Origin of the sequence: Tropicimonas sp. TH_r6, assembly GCF_033101155.1 — a bacterium.
In the GTDB taxonomy this organism is placed as follows: Bacteria; Pseudomonadota; Alphaproteobacteria; order Rhodobacterales; family Rhodobacteraceae; genus Tropicimonas.
Genome location: NZ_JAWMPX010000006.1, coordinates 13,872 through 35,145 on the forward strand (window position 1 = coordinate 13,872; position 21,274 = coordinate 35,145).

Consider the following 21,274-nt stretch of genomic DNA (forward strand, 5'->3'; position numbering starts at 1 on the left):
CCTCAGGCAACGCCAGAGACGGGGGCCGCGCTGACAAGAGAGCGTCGTGTTTCATGGGAAGACCGCCAGACGTCTTTCGCCCAGAGCGAGACGCTTCCTGCCAATGCCGGCCGCCTCGGGCAGCGCCCAGGGACAAGTCGCTCTAGCAGGCACCGCCATCGCGCGCAGGGGCGCAATTTCCCGGATCTTCGGGGCGCCAGGGCAGACCGGCATTCTTCCAACCATTGACGGTCCGCTTGCCGGCCGTCGGCCCGCTCCGTGCACGGTCACCCTCATACCCATCGGTCACGGAATAGACCTGCCGGAAGCCGAGCTGCGCAATTGCGTTAGCCGCTTGGGCGCTGCGATTTCCTGAGCGGCAGATCACGACAATCGGCTGGTCCGCAGCGAGATTGTGGTCCGTCGCCAGCTTGACGATGCCGGGGTAGAAATCGGGATTGGAAATCAGCCCCTTCTTGCGGTCGACAATGGCCAGCGGGATCAGCGCATCGACCTCCTCGGCCAGCCCGGTCTCGGCGATCTCTTCGGGGGTGCGGACGTCGATCATGATCGCATCCGGGGTTTCGGCCAGATACTGAGCGGCCTCCTCCGCGGACAGATAGAGCCCGAGCTTCGTCTGCTTAGAGGCAGGAAGGTCGGCGGCCTGTGCCATCTGCAGGGAGAAGGCAGCGGCACAAAAGGCGATTGTCGAAAAAAACCGTTTCATCTTTCCCTCTCGGCTTTGTCACATTGTTGATAGCGCCGTTCGCCAGACTCGGAAACGCGACCTGATCGACTTCCCGGACTCGTGACCTGCCGTCATTCAGACTTGCAGCAAAGCTCGCGCCGCCGCCCGCGCCTGTTCGGTCACGACATCGCCGGCCAGCATACGCGCCAGTTCGTCAACCCGGGCCGAAGGGTCCAGCGCTGTGACCCGCGACAGGGTCATATCCCCGGCAACCCGCTTCTCGACCCGCCAGTGATGTCCGCCAAGCGCGGCCACTTGCGGCGAGTGGGTTACGACCAGAACCTGTGCGCCCTCGGCCAGCGCCTTGAGCCGCCGCCCGACCGCATCCGCTGTGGCTCCGCCGACACCGCGATCGATCTCGTCGAAGATCATCGTCACGCCGCCGGACTCGCCCATCAGGCAAACCTTGAGCGCCAACAGGAAGCGTGACAGCTCGCCGCCGGAGGCAATTTTTGCCAGCGGTCCGGCCGGCGCCCCGGGATTGGTGGCAACCGTAAAGCTGACCTCGTCGCGCCCCTCCGGCCCGGTCTGGCCGGACGAGATCTGAGTCGAGAAGACTGCCCGCTCCATCTTCAGCGGCGCCAGCTCCTCCGCCATTGCCAAATCCAACCGCGTTGCCGCCGCCCGACGGGTCTCGCTCAGCGCCTCGCAGGCCGCGAGATAGGCCGCATCGGCCGCCGCAGCAGCAGCCTCGAGCGACGAGAGCCCTTCGACACCGGCATCCAGCGCCTCAAGCGCCCCGGCCAGTTCAGCCGCCTTGGCAGGAAGGTCGTCGGGCAGAACCTTATATTTCCGGGCCATCTCGCGCAGCGCAAAAAGCCGCTCGGCCACGCGCTCCAATTCATGCGGATCAAAGGAGAGGCTGTCGAGACATTCCGCGATCTCTTGTTCCGCCTCCCCGAGCGCCTCCAGCGCCCGGGCCAACGCCTCGGCGCCCGCATCCAGACGCCCCTCGACATGCTCGGCCGCCCCGTCGAGCCAACGCATCGCGTCGGAAACCAACCCCTCGGCGCCCGCGCCAGAGATCGCCGCATGAGCCCGGGAGATGTCCTCCCGAACGCGCTCGGCGTTCTGCATCAGCCGACGTCGCGCATCGAGCTCCTCTTCCTCGCCCGGTTCCGGCGCCAGCGCGTCGAGCTCGGACACGGCGTGGCGCAGGAACTCCTCTTCCGCCCGCAGCGCCTCAAGCCGAGCCCGCGCCGCCGCGACGTCCGCGTGCGCGGCTTGCCGTGCGCGCCAGCCGGCCCGAACCTCGCGCAACTGCCCGGTGGCCCCGGCATATTCATCCAGCAAGATCCGGTGCCCACGCGGATTGAGCAAGCCGCGGTCATCGTGCTGCCCATGCAGCTCCACCAATGTCGCCGAAACCTGCCGCAACACCTCGCCCGAACAACGACGGTCGTTGATCCAGGCCGTCTTGCGCCCTTCGGCTGTGTTCACCCGCCGCAGGATCAGCTCGTCGCTTTCGGGGATGCCAGCCTCGCGCAACACGTCGCGGGCCGGATGCGCCGCTGGCAGATCGAACCAGGCGACAACTTCGCCCTGCCCTGCCCCGGCTCGCACAAGCTCCGCCCGTCCGCGCCATCCCAGAACGAATCCGAGCGAATCCAGCAGGATCGACTTCCCGGCCCCGGTCTCGCCGGTCAGCACATTCAGGCCGGGCTGAAATTCCAGCTCCAGCCGATCAATAATCAGAATGTCACGGATATCGAGCCCGCGCAGCATCCCGCACCCCTTCTCCGGGCGCACCCCGCGCCGTCAGCCCCTTCTAACGCGTCGGGCAGGCCAAAGGCCAGCAGGCGAAAGCGCCAAACAGGCAGGTTTCTCTTCATGAAGCGCCGCAAGGTCCAGCCGATGGCAAGCGCAAGACGGCGCCGCCCCGATCTGCCTAGAGCCACTGGCCCTTGACCATCTGGCGATGCACCTGCCTCAGCCAGTTGTCGCCCTTGGCCTGGGTCGTCAGCCCGCGCTGGACCAGAAGCTGGTAGGTGTCCTTGTACCAGACTGTCGACTGGTAGTTATAGGCAAGGATCGCGCCGGCGGTCTGCGCTTCGTCCTCGAGCCCCAGCGAGAGATAGGCCTCGACCAGACGGTGCAGGGCTTCAGCGGTGTGCGAGGTGGTCTGGAACTCCTCGACCACGACACGGAACCGGTTGATCGCCGCCGTGTGATGTTCCCGGCGCAGATAGAATCGCCCAATCTCCATCTCCTTGGCCGCGAGATGGTCGAAGGCGAGGTCGAATTTCAGAATCGCCGACTGCGCATATTCGCTGTCCGGATAGATCTCGATGACCTCGCGCAGCGACTGGAGCGCCTGATAGGTCAGGCCCTGGTCGCGCCCGACCTCGTCGATCTGATCATAATAGCTCAGCGCGAGGAGATACTGCGCATAGGCGGCATCCTCATCGGCCGGGTAGAAGTCGATATAGCGTTGGGCCGACGCGCGGCTGTTCTCGTAGTCACGATCACTGTGGAAGGCAAAAGCCTGCATGATCAGGGCCCGTTTCGCCCATTCCGAGTAGGGATAGAGACGTTCGATCTCTCCGAAGAGCTCCGCCGCATCGTCCGGGTCACCGTTCTCAAGGTCGTATTCGGCACGCTTGAAGATCTCTTCGGCCGTGAAGGTCTCCAGCGGAACCCCGCGACTCGCCGAAATGCCCTTCCGATCGCCGCAAGCGCTCAACATCGCTATGACGGCCAGAGCACCGACCAGCCGGATTGCCACACCACGCACCGCCATGCCTTGATACCCTTGCTCTCTCTTGCCCAGAGCCGGCCTGATTGGCCGGCAGTTGTCACCCTCTAGCACAGAAAAATCCGGTGCAAAACGCCCTGCACCGGATTTCCGTCACGCAATCGCGGGATGTTGTCAGGCCACAGCGCGGAGATCGGCGATACTGACGCCGACACCGGGCAATTTCCGTGCAGTTTCAGATGAGCACGCGACCCGTTCCAACGCGCCAGGCGTCGCGAAAAGCTTGCGCAGAAGCTTGTTTGTAACCGTGTGGCCGGCTCGGTTGCCGACATAACGGCCGAGAATCGGCGCGCCGGCAAGCGCCAGATCGCCAAGCGCATCGAGCATCTTGTGCCGCACCGGCTCGTCGCTATGCCGCAGGCCACCGGGCGTCACCACCTCGGCACCGTCAACCACGACCGCGTTGTCCATCGTGCCGCCAAGGGCCAGCCCATTGGCCCGCATCTTCTCGACATCAGACAGGCGGCAGAAGGTTCGGCTGTCGCAGAGCTCACGGACAAAGGCGCCATTGGCCATGTTCAGGCTGCGATGCTGGCGACCGATCACCGCGTCGGTGAAGTCGATCTCGAAGTCGATCTCCAGCCCCTCGGCCGGTTCCAGCCGTGCCCGCGCGTCGCCATCCACCAGCTCGACCGTTTCGCACACGCGAAGAACCGTCAGCGGTGCGTTCAGTCGCCGCAGGCCCGTCTTGAGGATCGCCGCGACGAAAGGCGCCGAGCTTCCGTCGAGAATCGGCACTTCCGGACCACTGACCTCGATCACTGCGTTGTGCACACCGAGACCGGACAAAGCCGCCATAACATGTTCGATCGTGGAAACCGTCACCCCATCCGCATTGACCAGCATCGTGCAAAGCGGCACATGCACCGTCGCATCCCACCGTGCCGGCAGCAGGTTATCGCCCTCGGAAATATCGCTGCGCCGGAAGGTGATGCCGTTATTGGCAGCGGCGGGCAACAGCGTGATACGCGCAGGACGGCCGGAATGCAGGCCCGAGCCGGTCAAGGTGGTGGCGGTGTTCAGCGTGGTTTGCACGTCGGGGTCTTTCTTATGTCTTGGCGGGGGCAGAGTCCCCGCATCCCGGACATACGAAGCCCGCCACATTTCCTCAATTCAAAGATTGTAACCGTGTGAAACATCGCCTTCTTGGAGATGAGCAAAACCCCGCCGATAGCGTCAATGGAAGAGCCTCACCACTGATAAGAAACAAAAAAAGGGCCGGAGGAACCGGCCCTTTTCGAAATCAGATGTTCGAAAATGTCAATTCGCCTGGCGCCGCAGGAAGGCGGGAATCTCGATCCGCTCCTGTTCAGGATCGACATCCTGCTCGTCTTCATAGGCCTGTGACGGGCTGGCCGTCTGCTGGCGCAACTGCGGCGGCTGCTGGCGCGGCGCGGTTGCGGGGCGCTCCGGAGTCTCGCTTCCGGACATCCTGTGGATCAGGTTGCCGATACCGAAACCGCGCTTCTCCGCGGACGGTTCTGCCGCCTTCTGGATCGCTGTTTCGACGCGCGGCGCGGAGGGGGCCGACGGGGCTGCCTTGCTGACCGCCGCTTGAAGGCGCTGGATGGCTTCCGGGCTCGGCGTACCGGCACGGCGGGGCTGTGGCGCGACATATTCCTCGGCCGGTTCCTCGACCGCATCGACCAGCGGAAGCGGCTCACGGGCGTCAGGTTGCTGGTAGGCCGGCGGCGGCAAGTCACCCTCGGCCTCTTCGATCACCTCGTCCTGCGCCGGTTTCGCGGCAAAGCCGGTGAACAGCGAAGGCTCTTCGGCAGCCTGGGCCATCTCGGTCTGGGCCGGGGTCTCGATCCGGGCGCTGGCAGCGGCGGGTTCGACCGGCGCAGCAGCCGTTTCGGCCTCAGCCGGTGCAGCGGCTGCGATGGCGCGCAGACCGGCGCGGCTGGGGCGCGGAATGTCGTGCTGAACTTCAGACGCATCGATGCCGGTCGCCACGACGGAGACGCGCATGCGGCCTTCCATCGCCGGATCCAGCGTCGAGCCGACGATGATATTGGCGTCCGGATCCACTTCCTCGCGGATGCGGTTGGCGGCTTCATCGAGTTCGAACAATGTCAGGTCGTCAGCACCGGTGATGTTGATCAGCACACCCTTCGCGCCGCGCAGCGAGATCTCGTCGAGCAGCGGGTTGGCGATGGCCTTCTCCGCGGCCTGGATGGCGCGATCTTCGCCTTCGGCCTCGCCGGTGCCCATCATCGCCTTGCCCATCTCGTCCATCACCGAGCGCACGTCGGCGAAGTCGAGATTGATCAGGCCCGGACGGACCATCAGGTCGGTCACGCCCTTGACGCCCTGATAGAGCACGTCATCGGCCAGGGAGAACGCCTCGGTGAAGGTCGTCTTCTCGTTGGCGAGCCGGAACAGGTTCTGGTTCGGGATGATGATCAGCGTGTCCACGACCTTCTGGAGCGACTCGACGCCCTCTTCGGCCTGGCGCATCCGCTTTGCGCCCTCGAACTGGAAGGGTTTGGTGACGACACCAACGGTCAGCACGCCAAGCTCGCGCGCGGCCTGAGCGATGATCGGAGCCGCACCCGTACCGGTGCCGCCACCCATGCCGGCGGTGATGAAGCACATGTGGGCACCGGCCAGGTGGTCGACGATCTCTTCGATGGTCTCTTCGGCAGCCGCCGCACCGACCGGAGGACGCGCGCCAGCGCCGAGGCCTTCGGTCACCTTCACACCCATCTGGATGCGGCTTTCGGCATTGCTCTGTTGGAGCGCCTGGGCGTCTGTGTTTGCCGTGACGAATTCAACACCTTCGAGTTGCTTCTCGATCATGTTGTTGACGGCGTTGCCGCCAGCACCGCCGACACCGAACACGGTGATACGGGGCTTGAGGTCGTCCTGCTCCTGGGGGATGCCGAGGTTCAAAGCCATGTCTTCTCCGCCTGTATTTGCGCCACCCTGTCCCCGGGTGACTTGCTGTCTGTCCCTATTGAGGCATTTTTGCCCCGATATTCGATTTGTTTCATTCGAGCATACGCCCTGGCCACGGTCGCGTCATCAGAAAATTGCAATAAACCCACAAAATATGGGAATTCCCTACCCGGGAAAGCGGATATTTGCTCGATATGGCCAGATATAGGGGGTGGCATCACAATCAGCACAAAAGCCTTGCAAAATATTCGAATTCTGCAAGGCGCTCGCGTGAATTTCGAGCCATGTCATTTATGTCTGGGCGGCTGCTCGGCCTGCCGAATGCCGGTTCGTCCCGGCCTTTTTTCGTGGTCGCGAATGTCGCACAGGCCTGACCGAACTTCCAGCCTTTTCCACACCCTGTGGAAAACTTTTTTCGGCCGTCCCGGAAAAAACGCGAAACCCGCCATCCGGGGGGATGGCGGGCACCGGTCTTGCTTCAGGTCGGTTTCAGAATTTCCAGCGAATGCCGGCCATGGTCGCGGACGCATCCTGGTAGGAAACGCCGGTATCGTCCTCGAGCGTATAGACTTCGTAGGCGAGGTAAGCTTCGAGATTCAGATCGGAGAAATACTGGACCGCGTGGACACCCCATTTCCCGGATTCAACGCCCTCGTAGGCTGTATCTCGACCTTCGTAGTAGTCGACGCCAAACCCGGTCGCGCCGACACTCACGAGATCCCGCGCCAACCACCCGGCCTTGGTATAGAAGAAGGTTCCACCAGTGCCGGGATCGCTGCCGCCGGCAATCGTGCCGTTCAACCCGGTAGGCAGGTGGATGGTCGACACCGCGCCGCTCCAGTATTCCGAGGTATCGGAATCGTCCTCGATCCAGCCGTAGCCAATGCTAGCCTTCAGGCCCCAATCGCCGAGCTTGTCATCAAAGCGCGCTGCAATGTCATAATAGGTGTTGTCGTTCTCGTCATCGAGCGCTTCCACGCCGTAGGACGTGGACAGGTAGAACCCCTTATCCCCATCCGTCCCACCGAAGCGCGGCGTGTCATAGCGGACGCGCAATCGCCGTGAGCCGTCCCATTTGCGGTGGCTTTGGGAAATCTTTACGTCGGACAGTTCCCCATCCTTGGTGCGGAAAAAATAGCCGCCTGCCGTATCGGCGACCGTCCGACTGGAAGCGATGGTTACCTCGGAGAGATTCGCGGAACTGGCGCCGTCCGTGGCCATTTCCCCTTGCCCGATCCAGAGAGCGCCCCAGCTATCGGAGTATTTCACCTCGATCTTGCGGAGCTTTGTCTTGTCCCATTCCCAGACCGGATCAAACTCCTGGCTGAATGCGGCTGAACTCGGCAGGCCAAGCGCGGTTTCGAAATTGAACCGCAGCGCCGCGCCATTGGCGAAATCCTGGTCGATGAAAATGCCGACCCGCGTGTTGGAATGCGCATTGTCGGTCAGGTTGGAATAGGTCTCCTCCCCATCGTCGAATCCGACCCAGGCAGGGGAAAGCTGTCCATAGGCGAGCACAGAGCCGCCGCCATCATTCTCATAGGCGAGCGGATTGGCGATCACCTGCGGGGCGATACCAAGAGCACCGACACATAATATGGCGAGACGGGAAACTGCAGGCATCTTTTCAATCCCTTCCTGACGAGTGGCCTTCCTTCCGTTGCAATCACGGCAGTGGAAGCGAGCGCAGGATAGGACAGTTCGCCTCAATCGGAGAGAGCGGCCCGAACGCGCCGCTCAGACTGTTGCGGATTCACCAGTTGTCGCGGAACCACTTCACCGCGCGCTTGAGCGAGCGGGCCGGGTACCGGTCGGCCGGCACGTCGAAATCCCACCACTCGTCTTGCGGATGCGCCGCGAAAAGGCACAGGCCGACAGCCGAGGAGAAGGCCGGTCCGGTCGCCGCCTGCGGCAAACCCTGCACCCGCAGCGGTCGGCCAAGCCGGACCTGCTGGCCGAGGATGCGCGAGGCCAGCCCGTCGAGACCGGGGATCTGGCTGCCGCCGCCCGTCAGCACGATCTGCTGCGCGGGAAGCTGGTCGAATCCCGCGCCGTCGAGCCGGACACGCACCTCTTCGAGGATCTCCTCGACACGCGGGCGCATGATCCCGATCAGCTCGGCGCGGCTGACAGTGCGCCGGTCCAACTCCCAGTCGCCGGTATCGCCGCCGATCTCGATCATCTCGCGATCATCCATCCCGGTGGCCATGACGCCGCCATAGAAGGTCTTGATCCGTTCCGCCACGTTCAACGGCACCTTCAACCCCTTGGAAATATCCTGGGTGATGTGGTCGCCGCCAATCCGCACGGAATCGGAGAAGATCATGTGCTTCTTGATGAAGATCGACACGCCGGTCGCCCCGCCGCCGAGATCGACACAGGCCGCGCCCAGCTCCTGCTCGTCTTCGACCAGCGCGGAAATACCGGACACATAAGAAGAGGAGGCAAGCCCCGCAAGTTCGAGATCGCACCGTTTGATGCAATACAGAAGGTTCTGGACCGCCGAGCTATCGACGGTCAGCAGGTGCATGTCGACCGCCAGCGAATTGCCCATCTGGCCGCGTGGATCGCTGAGGCCGGAACGGTGGTCGATGGCGAAATTGACCGGCTGCGCGTGCAGCACTTCCCGCTCGCGCCCGTAATCGGGCACGTCGCAGGCGGCGAGAACACGCGCGACGTCATTTTCCGTCACGATGCTGTCGGCCAACTCGGTCTGTCCGTCCAGCCCGTAGCTGCGCGGCCGCGCGCCGGCAAAACAGGCGATGACATGGTCGACGCGGACATTGGCCATCTTCTGCGCGGCCTGCACGGCGGTGCGAATGGCGCGCTCGGTCTCCTGCATGGCGTCGATCTCGCCGAAGGTGACACCGCGCGACCGAGTCGTTGCCGCGCCAATCACCCGGAAGCTCGACTGCCCGGCCAGCGAGCCGACACCGTCAGCGCCGAGAAACTTCTCGGAGCCGTCAAACCGAAGCACAAGGCACCCGATCTTCGAGGTGCCAACATCGAGGATCGCGATCACGCCGCGATCCATCGCCTGTTTGCGCATGCGGCGCATGCTGCGTTGGGTCTGGTACAGCTCGGTCATCTTGCCAGGTCTCCGGACTCTATGTCTCTTATCGTTTGCAGTTCATGGATGGCGTTCGTGTTCAGCCGCACCGTCGGGCGACGCGGATTTCGAAAGTCGACCACGGTTATGTCGCGTTGCAGCATGGATCGGCCCGCATTGAGCGCGATGAGCCGCTCCAAGGCCTCGACCGGTTCCGCCTCGGGCAGAAGCAAACGCTGACCGCGATCCAGAACAACGTCCCAACGGCGCTCGCCCATCCGGACCAGCCCGCGCAGGCGCGCCTTCAGCGGCGCAGCGGCCGCGATCAACTCCAACGCCTCCGGCACGGCCGCCTCCGCGCCGATCCCCGCGACCACCGGAAGATCCGGCCAATCCGCCCGCAGCGACGCGCCGGCCACCATGTGCCCGCCCGCGTCGAGCAGGGTTAGCCCGTCGGCATGGCGCCAAAGAACCGCCGGCTGCCGCTCCGTGATTTCCACGGCAAGGACACCGCCAGACCGGATCCGCAATGTGGCGCTGGCCACGGCATTGAACGCCTCGACATTCAGCCGCATCGCGTCGAGATCCATCTCGAAGCTCGACATCGGCAGTCGCAACGCCAATTCGTTGCGCACCGCCGCCGCGAGTTCCGGTGAAGCTCCCTCGACCGACATCACCTTGACCATGAATTCCGGCCGTTCCTCGATCGCCTCCCGCGCCTCGCGAACTGTATCGGTAATTTGCGTCACCCGCGCCTCGTCCGACACGTACCAGACAACTGCCCCGACCATCAGCATGGCCGGAACCCCGCTCCGAAGCGCACGCCGATAGAAAGGCGTCAGCATCCAGCGGTTCAGCCGGTAGGAAAACCGGGACGGCGCCGGGTCACGCGTGGACTGTGGCGGGGTCACCGATTGCACGATGCATCCTCCACCAGCCAGCGGCACAGAGCGCCAAAGGAGATCCCGACCGACGCCGCCTGTTCCGGCGAAAGCGAGGTCGGGGTCATCCCGGGTTGCGTATTGGTTTCGAGCAGGATCAGCCCGTCCAGCCCCTGCGCCTCATCCCAACGGAAATCGGTCCGCGAAATGCCGCGACAGCCAAGCGCCTCATGGGCACGCAGGGCGTAGTCCATGCAGGCGTCGAAAACCTCGGAGGGCAGATCGGCCGGCACCTCGTGGCGCGAACCGCCCGGCTTGTATTTCGCGTCGTAATCGTACCAGCCCTCGGTGATGATATCGGTCACCGTCAGCGCCCGGTCGCCCATCACGGTCGTGGTCAACTCGCGCCCCGGCGCGAAACTCTCGACCATCACCTCTTCAGGCATGGCATCGTCCAGCTTCGGCGGCCCGTTGGCCCCGTCATGCACGATATATACCCCGACCGACGATCCCTCGTTGTTCGGCTTCACGACATAGGGCGGCGCCATCACGTGGCGCATCCGCACCTCCGCCGCGCCAGCCAGAACGCTCTCGACCACCGGCAAGCCGGCCGCCTTGTAGGTCTCCTTGGAACGCTGCTTGTCCAGCGCCAGGGCCGATGCGAGGACGCCGGAATGGGTATAGGGGATGCGCATCCATTCGAGCATGCCCTGCACACAACCATCCTCGCCCCACCGCCCGTGCAGCGCATTGAACACGACGTCTGGCGCGGCCTCGATCAGGCGCGCCGCAAGGTCCGGACCGGCGTCCAGCTCGACAACATCAAATCCTTCGCCCCGTAGCGCAGCCGCGCATTCACGCCCGGTGGAGAGCGAAACCTCACGCTCCGCCGAAGGCCCTCCGAGAAGGACCGCTACCCTTTGGGATGCCCTGCTCGACATTCCCGCCTCTTTCCGGGCATTTAGCCCGATTTTTCATGTGAATTCCGCGACTGTCACGGTTTCACTGCCCATTTTTTCGGCTTATTGACGCCGGCGTCATTCCGGGGCCGGTTCACCGACCCTCATGATTTCCCATTCTAGCTCTATTCCGCTGTTTTGGTAAACCTTTTTCCTGACCTTTTCGCCAAGTCCCTCGAGTTCGGCGGCTGTTGCCTGCTTCGCGTTGAGAAGGAAATTCGGGTGTTTCTCGGACATTTGCGCGCCGCCGAGGCAGGCGCCACGCATGCCGGCATCGTCGATCACCTTCCAGGCCTTCAAATCATGGCTATCATCTGCCTTGCCGGTTGAGCTGAACCCGGCCGGATTTCGGAAAGTGGAGCCAGCGGAGCGATCCTTCGTGGGCTGCGTCGCGTCCCGGCGCGCAATCTGGTCTGCCATCCGCGCGGCAAGCGCCTCCGGATCGCACGGCGCGGCCTTGAACCGGGCCGAGACAATCACCCAGCCGCGCGGCAACTGCGTGGAGCGATATTCAAAATCCAACATATCGGGTGTGAGCTGGACGAGGATCCCCTCGCGCGAGACCGCTTCCGCCTCGACCAGGTGGTCTGCGACATACGCACCGTAACAGCCCGCATTCATTCGAACTGCCCCCCCAATCGCGCCCGGAATCGTCCGAAGAAAGGTCAGATCCAGTCCCGCTTCAGCCGCCTTGCGCGCAACATGGGCGTCCAGCGCCGCCGCGCCGGCTATCACGATCCCTTCATCACAGGCGATCTGATTGAATCCACGCCCCAGCCGGATCACTACGCCGCGAATACCGCCATCCCGCACGATGAGGTTCGACCCCACCCCCATGGGAAAGACGGGCACATCCGCGTCAAGCGCCGCCAGAAAGCCGCAAAGGTCCTCGCGATCAGCCGGCTGGAAGAGCCACTCGGCCGGTCCGCCGACGCGCAACCAGGTCAGGCTGTCCAGCGGACGGTTGCGGGTCAGCGTTCCGCGGATATCGATAGCGTCGGGCTGGGGCATGGCGGCCTCCGGGGCGGTCAGGTGGTTTCTTCTCCGAACAGCCCTTTCGCCCATCGCCAGAGATAAATCAACGGCCAGCGCAGGATCGAGGCACCGGCCAGCAGGACGAACAGCCCGATCAATGGCCCGTTCTGCCAGGTCACGAAGCCAAGCAACGGGATCCCGATGGCAATCAGCCCATAGGCTTGCGGCCAGTGCTGGCGGCGCGAGGGCAGCATGGCGATCAGCGTGGCCGCCACGACCCAAAGACAAGCAAGGATCAGAGAGAGGTTCACGGTGCTGCGCTATGGACGCCGCTCAGCGCCTCTTCGCGCGAGCGCCCGATCAGGCGCAGCACAAGGTAGCGCAGCGGTTTGCGGAACATCGACACCACCGCCACGGCCGCGAGCGACAGCGGCAGCAGGCCATAGGTCGCGCCGATCTGCCAGATCAGCACGACGGCGCAGAGCAGCAGCGCGATACCCGGCAGGTATTGATAGCGCAGCGGCAGCATGGCAACCGCCGCGGCCGCCAGCACCCAGAGACATGCAAGGATCAGGACGCTCATCTGTTTCCTCCCCGATCCGGCCGCAAGGGGCCGGGAGTTGCAATCATTCCTGCAGGCGGTCCGGCAGGGCATTGGCCCAGGCGCTGATCGTGCCGGCGCCGAGGCAGACCACCATGTCGCCCGGCTGGGTCTGTTCGCGCACAAGCCGCACGAGGTCATCTTCGCTCAGGAGCGCCCGAGCGTGGCGGTGCCCGTGGCGGATCAGACCCGCGACCAGCGCATCCCGGTCCGCGCCCTCGATGGGCGCCTCGCCCGCGGCGAAGACCTCGGCAATGCCAACCACGTCCGCCTCGTTGAAGCAGGCGCAGAAGTCATCGAAGAGGCTCGCGAGCCGCGAGTATCGATGCGGTTGGTGCACGGCGATCACGCGGCCCTCGCTGGCCTGTCGCGCCGCCTTGAGCACCGCCGCGATCTCGACCGGGTGATGGCCGTAATCGTCGATGATGGTCACACCGTTGACTTCGCCTACCTTGGTAAACCGTCGGTTAACGCCGCCGAAATTGGCCAGTGCTTCGCGGATTTCGTCGGCCTTCATGCCGAGATGGCGGGCCACGGCGATGGCAGACAGGGCGTTGGAGACGTTGTGATCGCCCGGCATCGGCAGGGTGCAGCCCTCGATGACCATGTCGTCGCCTTTCAGCTCGACATCGAAATGCGCGATGCCCGCTTTGTAGTGCAGGTTGACCGCGCGGACATCGGCCTGGGCGTTGAACCCGTAAGTGACGATGCGGCGATCGGAGATCCTGCCGACAAGCGCCTGTACCTCGGGGTGATCCGTGCAGCAGATGGCAACGCCGTAGAAGGGGATATTCTCGACGAAAGTCTTGAAGCCTTCGCGCAGGTTCTCGATCGTGCCCCAATGTTCCATATGCTCGGGGTCGATATTGGTGATGATCGCGACGGTGGCCGGAAGGCGGTTGAACGTGCCGTCGCTCTCGTCGGCCTCGACGACCATCCATTCGCCCTGCCCGGCCCGCGCATTGGAGCCATAGGCGTGGATGATGCCGCCATTGATCACCGTCGGGTCGATGCCGCCAGCGTCCAGAAGGGTGGCGACCATGGTGGTGGTCGTCGTCTTGCCATGGGTGCCGGCGATGGCGATGTTCGACTTCAGGCGCATCAACTCGGCCAGCATCTCGGCGCGCCGCACGACCGGCAGCCCGCGCAGGCGCGCACCGTCAAGCTCGGGATTGCCCGGCTTGATCGCCGAAGAGATGACGACCACCTCCGCCCCTTCGAGGTTCTCGGCGACCTGGCCTATGAAAACCTTCGCGCCGAGGCGCTCAAGTCGCTCGGTGATCTTCGACGGCTTCAGGTCCGACCCCTGGACGGAATAACCGTGGTTCAGCAGAACCTCGGCGATGCCGGACATGCCGATGCCGCCAATGCCGACAAAATGGATCGGCCCGACATCGGTGGGGAGTTTGGTGACTGCTGCGTTCATGGCTTGCTTCCGTCCGTCAATTCTTCTCTGCGTCGCCGGCATGTCCGGAGAGGGTTTCGACCATCTCGACAAGGCGTTCCGTGGCATCCGGCCGACCCTGGGTAAGGGCATTCAAGGCCATCTGCATCGCGGCTTTCGGGGTTTCCAGGATCGCGCGTATCTGCTCGGAAAGTGTCTCGACTTCAAGCCGGGATTCCGGGATCACGACGGCGGCTTCCGCCTCGGCCAGACCGCGCGCATTGGCCGTCTGGTGGTCTCCGGCGGCAACCGCATAAGGCACCAGGATCGCGGGACGGCCAATGACCGCGATATCGGCGACCGAGGACGCTCCGGATCGGGAAATGACAAGCTGCGCCTCGGACATCCTGCGCGGAACATCGACGAAGAACGGCTGCACATCGGCTGAGATCGCGTGCTCTGCGTAATAGGTTGCGACCCGCTCCTCATCCTCCCCGCGCGCCTGATGGGACACGCGAAGATGTTGCAAAAGGTTCATCGGCAAGGCAGCAATGGCGGGCGGGACGATATCGGACAGGATCCGCGCGCCCTGGCTTCCGCCAATGACAAGCAGTTCCATCGGATAGTCGCCCGGCGCGATATACCCCGCGCCAGCCCGCTCCATGACCGCGCTGCGCACTGGGTTGCCGGTATGCACAGCCTCGACGCCGTCGGGCAAGCTGGTCGGCCATGTCCCGCAGGCAACCGCATTCACCCGTTTGACGAAGACCTCGTTGACCCGCCCAAGCACGCCATTCTGCTCATGGATCATGCGCGGCAGACGCAGAAGCCAGGCCGCGGACATGGCGGGGATGGTCGGATAACCGCCGAAGCCGACGACAATGGCCGGTTTCTCGCGCAGCATACGAAAGCTTGCGCCGATGACGCCACCAAGGATGCGAAACGGGACCAGCGCCTTCGCAAGCAACCCGCCGCGCGCGAAGGTTGCCGAGCCGACCTCGACGATCTCAACCGCATCGGGAAAGCCGCCCGCGTAGCGCGCGCCACGCGCATCGGTCGAAAGCCGGACACGCCAGCCGCGCAACAGCAGCGCTTCAGCCAGCGCCTGGGCGGGGAACATGTGCCCGCCCGTGCCGCCAGCCGCGATGATGATCAGAGGTTGGGCCATCAGTGCCCCCTGCGTTGGAAGACGTCCGCAATTTCGCCCTGCGGGCGGGTCCGGGTAAATGCCAGAAGCATGCCGACTGCAATCCCCCCCGCGATCAGCGAAGAGCCGCCATAGGACACGAAGGGCAACGTCATTCCTTTTGCCGGCAAGAGACGCACCGCGACGCCCATATTGATCATCGCCTGAACACCGAACATGCAGACCAGCCCGGTCCCGGCGAGCCGGATGAACGGGTCACGCTCGCGCATGAGGCGGAAGAGCGAGCGGACGACAACTACGGTGTAAAGCAGGATGATGAACAGGACGAGCACGAGCCCGTATTCCTCTGCCGCAACGGCGATGATGAAATCGGTATGCGCGTCCGGCAGCGACCATTTCACCTGCCCCTCCCCGACACCGACCCCGAAGAAGCCACCCTCCTGAATTGCATTGGTCGCATAGCCAAGCTGGGTGCGCGGGTCGATCTCCGGGTTGAGAAAGCCGTCGATCCGGCGGGCGAAATGCTCCGACGCCCCATAGGCGAAGAAACCGAACCCGACCACGCCGCCTGCAATGCAGAGCAGCAGCACGATCGGTGCCCCGGCGACGAAATACATCACGCCCCAGGCAAACATCGTCAGCGCCGCCTGCCCGAAATCGGGCTGCATGGCGAGCAGGCCGACAATGGTGCACACGAGCAGGAAGGAGAAAGACTTGCCCGGGGGGCCGCCAACCTCCTGGCTCGCCGCCATCAGCCAGCCCGCGAAGACGACGAAGACCGGCTTGAGAAACTCCGAGGGTTGGACCGAGGCAAAGCCGAAGGAGTACCAGCGCACCGCCCCCTTGCCGAAATCGGTCCCGAAGAAGGGCAGCAGCGCCAGCGAGATGAAGGCGGCAATGAAGCCAAGCACCGCAAGGCGTCGAACCAGTGCCGGCGACATCATCGAGGTCAGCAGCATCGTGACGATGGCCAGCCCGCCAAAGAAAAGCTGTCGCTCGACATAATGGAACGATCCCAGCCCGTTACGCGCCGCCAGCGGTGGCGACGCAGCCAGCCCCAGCAGCAGCCCGACGCCAAAGAGCATCAGGATTGCTGACATCGTCCACTTGTCGACCGTACGCCACCACCGCGGGAGAACAGGCTCCCCCGCGCGCATGGGCGCGGTACCATAGACCATCTCTGTCATGGAATATCCGCCACACTGCCTCATCTGCCCGGTTTTCCGGGTCTCACCGGCCAGTCTACGCGCCCGCTGGCTTTTTTTCCAGCCAAATGACGTAAATGCCGGGATTTCCTGGCCGGGACTTGCGGGCCAACGCGGCGCATGCTCTGAGACCGGCATGAAAATCGACACCTTGATCCTTGGCGCCGGCGCGGCCGGCCTCTTCTGTGCCGCGCAAGGCCCCGGCCGTTGCCTCGTCGTGGATCACGCGAAAGCGCCGGGCGAGAAGATCCGGATTTCGGGCGGCGGGCGCTGCAATTTCACCAATCTCCATGCCGGGCCGGAGAATTTCCTCTCCGCCAATCCGCATTTCTGCAAATCGGCGCTGAGCCGCTACACGCAGTGGGATTTCCTCGATCTCGTCCAGCGCCACGGCATCGGCTGGCATGAGAAGACCCTCGGGCAACTCTTCTGCGATGACAGCGCAAAACAGATCATCGAGATGCTTTTGGCTGAATGCCGCACGGCCGGCGCCGAGATCTGGCTGCAGACCGAGATCGGCGAGATCTCCCATTCCGATGGCCGTTTTCGCTGCCAGTTGACCCGGAATGGCAAGGTCATCGAAGTTGAGAGCCGCGCGCTTGTCGTCGCCACGGGTGGCAAGTCGATCCCGAAGATGGGCGCCACCGGGCTCGCCTACCGCATCGCCGAGCGCTTCGGCCTCGACCAGACCGAGACCCGCCCGGCGCTTGTCCCGCTCACCTTCGGCGGTCCGACCCTCGAACATCTCAAATCCCTCGCGGGCCTGTCCTGCGACGCCGAGATCACCTGCAACGGCACAGGGTTCCGCGAAGCGCTGCTCTTCACCCATCGCGGTCTCTCCGGCCCCGCCATCCTGCAGATCTCCTCTTTCTGGCGCGAGGGCGATGCGCTCTCCATGCGCCTGCGTCCCGATGTCGACTTCTATGAAACCCTCCGCGCCCGCCGCCAGATCGACGGCCGCAAGTCCCTCTCCCGGCACCTCTCGGAGCATCTTCCAAGTCGCCTCGCCACCCTCATTGCCGAGCAGAGCGGCCTCACCGGCAACCTCGCTGACCAATCGGACAAAGCCCTTCAGCACCTCGTCAGTCATCTGACCGACTGGCAACTCACGCCCACAGGCAGCGAAGGCTACCGAACAGCCGAAGTTACCCTCGGCGGCATCGACACGGACGAACTCTCGTCCCGAACCATGGAAGCCAGGAAATGCCCCGGCCTCTACTTCATCGGCGAATGCGTTGATGTGACCGGCTGGCTCGGCGGCTACAATTTCCAATGGGCCTGGTCCAGCGCCCATGCCACCGCCACAGCCATCGCCGCGACGTGATCGGCAGCGGTAAAGCTAAAAGCAGTTGCGGCCCGAAGGGCTCATGAAGAATGCGCCGTAGGCGCGCAATCGAACAGCCGGCCCTACCCTTCCAGGATCGCCCTGACCCGTTGCATGAAGTCCTCACCGCGGGTCTCGAAACTGTTATACTGATCGAAACTCGCGGCTGCCGGTGCCAACAGGACCGTCTCGCCCGGTTGCGCCTCCGCGACGGCCCGCGCGACCGCCACCTCCATCGTGCCACAGATCTCGCAGTCGACCCCTTCGCCCAGCCCGAGCGCGAAATGCTCCGCCTCGCGGCCGATCACATAGGCCTTGGCTACGTTGCCAAGATACGGATGGAGCGCCGCCAACCCGCCGTCCTTCTCCAACCCTCCACAGATCCAGCGGATATTTTGGAAGGCCTGCAAGGCCTGAACCGCGCTGTCGACATTGGTCGCCTTGGAATCGTTGACGAAGGCCACGCCCCCCTTCTCGCCCACATGTTGACTGCGATGTGGCAAGCCAGGATAGCTCGCCAGCCCTGCCTCGATCACGCGCGGTGCGATTCCGAAGGAGCGCAGCACCGCATAGGCCGCGCAAGCATTCTGGTGGTTATGCGCACCGGGGAGGCCACGCACGCCACGCAAGTCAATCGAAGCCGCCTGCCGCCCCTTGCGGTACTCGGCCAGAAACCCTTTCCGTGCGAAGACATTCCAGCCCGGTCCGGAGAGTTTGCGCCCAGAGGAAACGCGTATCACCCTGTCGTCAGCGGCCCCTTCGGTGAGTTGCCCGGCGAGGAAGCGCCCCTCGGGCTCGTCCACACCAACCACCGCCCGGTCCGGACCGCCTTCGGAAAAGAGTCGACGCTTGGCGGCGAAATACCCGCCATAGCCGCCATGACGGTCGAGATGATCCGGCGAGAGATTGGTGAAGACGGCCACATCCGGGGTCAACGACCGGGCGAGATCCGTCTGGTAGGAGCTCAGTTCGATCACGACGACGCCGCCATCCTCGGGCGGGTCGATATCGAGCACGCCGCGGCCGATATTGCCAGCGAGCTGAACAGATCGGCCTGCGGCTTCCAGCAAATGGGCGATGAGCGCCGAGGTTGTGGATTTCCCGTTCGAGCCGGTGACGGCAATGACCTTCGGGATGGTGTCGAAGCGATCCCAATCGCCAATGGCAAGAGAGCGGAAGAAGAGGCCGATGTCATTGTCGACCGGCACGCCGGCGTCGAGTGCTGCGGCGATTGCCTTGTGAGGGGCCGGATAGAGATGCGGGATGCCGGGCGATGTGACGAGCAAGCTGACACCGTCAAGCCCGCCCGGACGGGAGACATCACGCAGCTCGAACCCCTCTTCCTCGGCGCGCCCGCGCCCGGAGGCACCGTCGTCCCAACAGAGCGGGTGACCGCCACCGGCTGCAATGGCGCGTGCGGCGGCGAGGCCGGACCGGCCCAGACCGAGCACGGCGATCTTCTGTCCTTCGACGCCGCGAACCGGTATCATCGTGTATCTCCTGTCGTTATCGAGGGCTTGCCCGCGAGCAGAGCTCGACGGGCGGTGGCGCGCGCAAGCGCGCGCAGTCGGGTGGAAAGGCCAAGGCCCGCTACCACGGGATTTCCTTGCGGCGACGGAAGAACCCGCCGGTCGGGCCGTTCTCAGGCAACATCGCGAGCCAGAGCGCGGTGTCCGCCCCCTCCTCGACACTGAGGCGCGCGCCCTCGCCGCCCATGCGGGTCCGCACCCAGCCAGGGCACATGGCATTGATCTTGACACAATCCGGCAGGTCGCGGGCCAACGCCTTGGTCTGTGCATTGAGCGCCGCCTTCGCGATGCCGTAGGCGTTCGGCCCGCCAAGGCCCTCAGAAAAGGCGCCCCAGCCGGAAGAGAGGTTGACGATGCGCCCGAAGCCCCGCGCGGCCATACCGGGCGCAAGCGCGAGAGTGAGACGAAAGGGTCCGTCAACCATCACCGCCATGGCATCGAAATAGCCCTGCGGGTTCTCCAAAAGCGAGCCTTGAGGCAGGATCCCAGCATTGTTGACGAGGATGTCGAACCTGGCGCCGTCAAACTGGCGCAGCGTGTCGGGGCGCAGCAGGTCAGCCATCGCCCAATCGCAGCCAAGCGCGGCTGCCGCCTCGGCGCCTTCTGCCCGGCCGCGCGCTGTAATGGTGACTCCGCAACCTTTCGCAACGAGTCCCGCCGCGATGGCGCGCCCGATGCCACGATTTCCACCAGTTACCAGAGCGGCCTTGGCCATTTTCCTGCCCTCCGAGCCTGATGCCTCAGCGGATCTTCAGCGTCGCAAGGCCGATCAGACCAAGGATCAGCGAGATGATCCAGAAGCGGATAACGATCTGCGGCTCTGCCCAGCCGCGCTTCTCGAAATGATGGTGGATCGGAGCCATGAGGAAAACCCTCTTCCCGGTGCGCTTGAAATAAGCGACCTGGATGATGACCGACAGCGCCTCAGCGACGAACAGACCGCCGACAATGGCCAGCACGATCTCGTGTTTGGTCGAAACCGCGATGGCACCGAGCGCGCCGCCAAGCGCGAGGCTGCCGGTATCGCCCATGAAGACGGCCGCAGGCGGCGCGTTGTACCACAGGAAGCCAAGCCCGCCGCCAATCAGCCCTGCCACGAAGATGATCAACTCACCAGTGCCGGGAACGTAGTGCAGGCCAAGATATTCGGTGAAGTCCGAGCGGCCGACGAAATAGGCGATGATGCCCAGCGTGCCGGCGGCAATCATCACTGGCATGATGGCCAGCCCGTCCAGCCCGTCTGTGAGGTTCACCGCATTGGCTGCGCCCACGATGACGATCATGGCAAAGGGGATAAAAAGGAAGCCCATGTTTATCAGGGCATCCTTGAAGACCGGCAGGGCGAGTTGGTTGGTCAGATCCGCCGGATGAAACCAGGCGGCGATGCCGCTGGCAATGGCGGCAATCACAAAGCCGAGGCCGAGGCGAACCCGGCCGGGAACACCCGCCGTGTTGTTCTTCGAGACCTTGGCATAATCATCCGCGAAGCCGATGGCACCGAAGCCAATCGTCACCATCAGGACAATCCAGACGTAAGGATTGTCGAGCCGCGCCCAGAGCAGCGTCGAGAAGACGACCGCGCCGAGGATCAACACCCCGCCCATGGTCGGTGTCCCGGCCTTGACGAAATGCCCCTCCGGACCGTCTTCCCGGATCGGCTGGCCCTTGCCCTGCTTGCGGCGCAGCAGGTCGATCAGTGGTCGACCGAACAGGAAGCCGAAGATCAGCGCCGTGAAAAACGCCGCGCCGGTGCGGAAGGTGATATACCGGAACAGGTTGAAGACGTCGCCGCCATCGGAAAAATTCGTCAGCCAATAGAGCATTTGCTCTGCCTCTT

At 64.0% G+C, this 21,274-nt stretch carries 19 protein-coding genes; 1 reads left to right on the top strand and 18 read right to left on the bottom strand.

Annotated features, from left to right (window positions below):
• Nucleotides 1-142 precede the first annotated feature (142 nt).
• The 15 genes from R3X27_RS07895 to R3X27_RS07965 all read right to left on the bottom strand — a co-directional run bounded on the left by R3X27_RS07895 (nt 143) and on the right by R3X27_RS07965 (nt 16,566).
• Nucleotides 143-706 (bottom strand): rhodanese-like domain-containing protein, encoded by a 564-nt coding sequence (locus R3X27_RS07895; protein WP_317708300.1) that lies wholly within the window; start codon nt 704-706, stop codon nt 143-145.
• 96 nt (nt 707-802) lie between these two features.
• On the bottom strand, nt 803-2,452 hold the full coding sequence (gene recN / locus R3X27_RS07900) for a DNA repair protein RecN (protein ID WP_317708301.1): 1,650 nt from the start codon (nt 2,450-2,452) through the stop codon (nt 803-805).
• 163 nt (nt 2,453-2,615) lie between these two features.
• Nucleotides 2,616-3,467 carry an outer membrane protein assembly factor BamD gene (locus tag R3X27_RS07905; RefSeq protein ID WP_317708302.1) on the bottom strand — a complete coding sequence of 284 codons (852 nt, stop codon included), beginning with the start codon at nt 3,465-3,467 and terminating at the stop codon, nt 2,616-2,618.
• A gap of 129 nt (nt 3,468-3,596) precedes the next feature.
• Nucleotides 3,597-4,517 carry a UDP-3-O-acyl-N-acetylglucosamine deacetylase gene (gene lpxC / locus R3X27_RS07910; protein WP_317708303.1) on the bottom strand — a complete coding sequence of 307 codons (921 nt, stop codon included), beginning with the start codon at nt 4,515-4,517 and terminating at the stop codon, nt 3,597-3,599.
• A gap of 225 nt (nt 4,518-4,742) precedes the next feature.
• Nucleotides 4,743-6,383, bottom strand: coding sequence for a cell division protein FtsZ (ftsZ, locus tag R3X27_RS07915; RefSeq protein ID WP_317708304.1), 1,641 nt, complete (start codon nt 6,381-6,383; stop codon nt 4,743-4,745).
• Nucleotides 6,384-6,872: 489 nt separating this feature from the next.
• Nucleotides 6,873-8,006, bottom strand: coding sequence for a porin (locus tag R3X27_RS07920; protein ID WP_317708305.1), 1,134 nt, complete (start codon nt 8,004-8,006; stop codon nt 6,873-6,875).
• A gap of 130 nt (nt 8,007-8,136) precedes the next feature.
• Nucleotides 8,137-9,471, bottom strand: coding sequence for a cell division protein FtsA (gene ftsA, locus R3X27_RS07925; protein WP_317708306.1), 1,335 nt, complete (start codon nt 9,469-9,471; stop codon nt 8,137-8,139).
• On the bottom strand, nt 9,468-10,352 hold the full coding sequence (locus R3X27_RS07930) for a cell division protein FtsQ/DivIB (RefSeq protein WP_317708307.1): 885 nt from the start codon (nt 10,350-10,352) through the stop codon (nt 9,468-9,470). Before R3X27_RS07930 ends, ftsA begins: the two co-directional genes overlap by 4 nt.
• Nucleotides 10,340-11,254 carry a D-alanine--D-alanine ligase gene (locus tag R3X27_RS07935; RefSeq protein WP_317708308.1) on the bottom strand — a complete coding sequence of 305 codons (915 nt, stop codon included), beginning with the start codon at nt 11,252-11,254 and terminating at the stop codon, nt 10,340-10,342. The genes R3X27_RS07930 and R3X27_RS07935 overlap by 13 nt, the downstream gene beginning before the upstream one ends.
• A gap of 96 nt (nt 11,255-11,350) precedes the next feature.
• On the bottom strand, nt 11,351-12,283 hold the full coding sequence (murB, locus tag R3X27_RS07940; RefSeq protein WP_317708309.1) for a UDP-N-acetylmuramate dehydrogenase: 933 nt from the start codon (nt 12,281-12,283) through the stop codon (nt 11,351-11,353).
• A gap of 17 nt (nt 12,284-12,300) precedes the next feature.
• Complete coding sequence (locus R3X27_RS07945; protein WP_317708310.1) at nt 12,301-12,558, bottom strand: DUF2484 family protein; 258 nt, start codon at nt 12,556-12,558, stop codon at nt 12,301-12,303.
• The gene (locus R3X27_RS07950; protein ID WP_317708311.1) at nt 12,555-12,830 is read right to left on the bottom strand and encodes a DUF2484 family protein; all 276 of its coding nucleotides are present in this window, start codon (nt 12,828-12,830) and stop codon (nt 12,555-12,557) included. Before R3X27_RS07950 ends, R3X27_RS07945 begins: the two co-directional genes overlap by 4 nt.
• A 43-nt stretch (nt 12,831-12,873) precedes the next feature.
• Nucleotides 12,874-14,274, bottom strand: a complete 1,401-nt coding sequence (gene murC / locus R3X27_RS07955) for a UDP-N-acetylmuramate--L-alanine ligase (protein WP_317708312.1) — start codon at nt 14,272-14,274, stop codon at nt 12,874-12,876.
• Between the two features lie 16 nt (nt 14,275-14,290).
• Complete coding sequence (locus R3X27_RS07960) at nt 14,291-15,400, bottom strand: UDP-N-acetylglucosamine--N-acetylmuramyl-(pentapeptide) pyrophosphoryl-undecaprenol N-acetylglucosamine transferase (RefSeq protein WP_317708313.1); 1,110 nt, start codon at nt 15,398-15,400, stop codon at nt 14,291-14,293.
• Nucleotides 15,400-16,566: a putative peptidoglycan glycosyltransferase FtsW gene (locus R3X27_RS07965; protein ID WP_317708314.1), complete on the bottom strand. Its 1,167-nt coding sequence runs from the start codon at nt 16,564-16,566 to the stop codon at nt 15,400-15,402. The genes R3X27_RS07960 and R3X27_RS07965 overlap by 1 nt, the downstream gene beginning before the upstream one ends.
• A 154-nt stretch (nt 16,567-16,720) precedes the next feature.
• Between R3X27_RS07965 and R3X27_RS07970 the strand changes: the two genes are divergently transcribed.
• Complete coding sequence (locus R3X27_RS07970) at nt 16,721-17,908, top strand: NAD(P)/FAD-dependent oxidoreductase (RefSeq protein WP_317708315.1); 1,188 nt, start codon at nt 16,721-16,723, stop codon at nt 17,906-17,908.
• Between the two features lie 83 nt (nt 17,909-17,991).
• On the opposite strand, the gene murD is transcribed toward R3X27_RS07970, so the two are convergent.
• The 3 genes from murD to mraY form a co-directional block, all read right to left on the bottom strand.
• Complete coding sequence (murD, locus tag R3X27_RS07975) at nt 17,992-19,398, bottom strand: UDP-N-acetylmuramoyl-L-alanine--D-glutamate ligase (RefSeq protein ID WP_317708316.1); 1,407 nt, start codon at nt 19,396-19,398, stop codon at nt 17,992-17,994.
• Nucleotides 19,399-19,498: 100 nt separating this feature from the next.
• Nucleotides 19,499-20,152, bottom strand: a complete 654-nt coding sequence (locus tag R3X27_RS07980; protein WP_317708317.1) for an SDR family NAD(P)-dependent oxidoreductase — start codon at nt 20,150-20,152, stop codon at nt 19,499-19,501.
• A 25-nt stretch (nt 20,153-20,177) separates the two neighbouring features.
• Entirely contained in the window at nt 20,178-21,260 is a 1,083-nt protein-coding gene (gene mraY / locus R3X27_RS07985) for a phospho-N-acetylmuramoyl-pentapeptide-transferase (protein ID WP_317708318.1), read from the bottom strand.
• Nucleotides 21,261-21,274 lie beyond the last annotated feature (14 nt).

What these genes read in the sequence shown, in the direction of transcription:
- R3X27_RS07895 (WP_317708300.1), bottom strand. Translation starts at nt 706, where the DNA reads ATGAAACGGTTTTTTTCGACAATCGCCTTTTGTGCCGCTGCCTTCTCC.
- recN (WP_317708301.1), bottom strand. Translation starts at nt 2,452, where the DNA reads ATGCTGCGCGGGCTCGATATCCGTGACATTCTGATTATTGATCGGCTG.
- R3X27_RS07905 (WP_317708302.1), bottom strand. Translation starts at nt 3,467, where the DNA reads ATGGCGGTGCGTGGTGTGGCAATCCGGCTGGTCGGTGCTCTGGCCGTC.
- ftsZ (WP_317708304.1), bottom strand. Translation starts at nt 6,383, where the DNA reads ATGGCTTTGAACCTCGGCATCCCCCAGGAGCAGGACGACCTCAAGCCC.
- R3X27_RS07920 (WP_317708305.1), bottom strand. Translation starts at nt 8,006, where the DNA reads ATGCCTGCAGTTTCCCGTCTCGCCATATTATGTGTCGGTGCTCTTGGT.
- ftsA (WP_317708306.1), bottom strand. Translation starts at nt 9,471, where the DNA reads ATGACCGAGCTGTACCAGACCCAACGCAGCATGCGCCGCATGCGCAAA.
- R3X27_RS07935 (WP_317708308.1), bottom strand. Translation starts at nt 11,254, where the DNA reads ATGTCGAGCAGGGCATCCCAAAGGGTAGCGGTCCTTCTCGGAGGGCCT.
- murB (WP_317708309.1), bottom strand. Translation starts at nt 12,283, where the DNA reads ATGCCCCAGCCCGACGCTATCGATATCCGCGGAACGCTGACCCGCAAC.
- R3X27_RS07950 (WP_317708311.1), bottom strand. Translation starts at nt 12,830, where the DNA reads ATGAGCGTCCTGATCCTTGCATGTCTCTGGGTGCTGGCGGCCGCGGCG.
- murC (WP_317708312.1), bottom strand. Translation starts at nt 14,274, where the DNA reads ATGAACGCAGCAGTCACCAAACTCCCCACCGATGTCGGGCCGATCCAT.
- R3X27_RS07960 (WP_317708313.1), bottom strand. Translation starts at nt 15,400, where the DNA reads ATGGCCCAACCTCTGATCATCATCGCGGCTGGCGGCACGGGCGGGCAC.
- R3X27_RS07965 (WP_317708314.1), bottom strand. Translation starts at nt 16,566, where the DNA reads ATGACAGAGATGGTCTATGGTACCGCGCCCATGCGCGCGGGGGAGCCT.
- R3X27_RS07970 (WP_317708315.1), top strand. Translation starts at nt 16,721, where the DNA reads ATGAAAATCGACACCTTGATCCTTGGCGCCGGCGCGGCCGGCCTCTTC.
- murD (WP_317708316.1), bottom strand. Translation starts at nt 19,398, where the DNA reads ATGATACCGGTTCGCGGCGTCGAAGGACAGAAGATCGCCGTGCTCGGT.
- R3X27_RS07980 (WP_317708317.1), bottom strand. Translation starts at nt 20,152, where the DNA reads ATGGCCAAGGCCGCTCTGGTAACTGGTGGAAATCGTGGCATCGGGCGC.
- mraY (WP_317708318.1), bottom strand. Translation starts at nt 21,260, where the DNA reads ATGCTCTATTGGCTGACGAATTTTTCCGATGGCGGCGACGTCTTCAAC.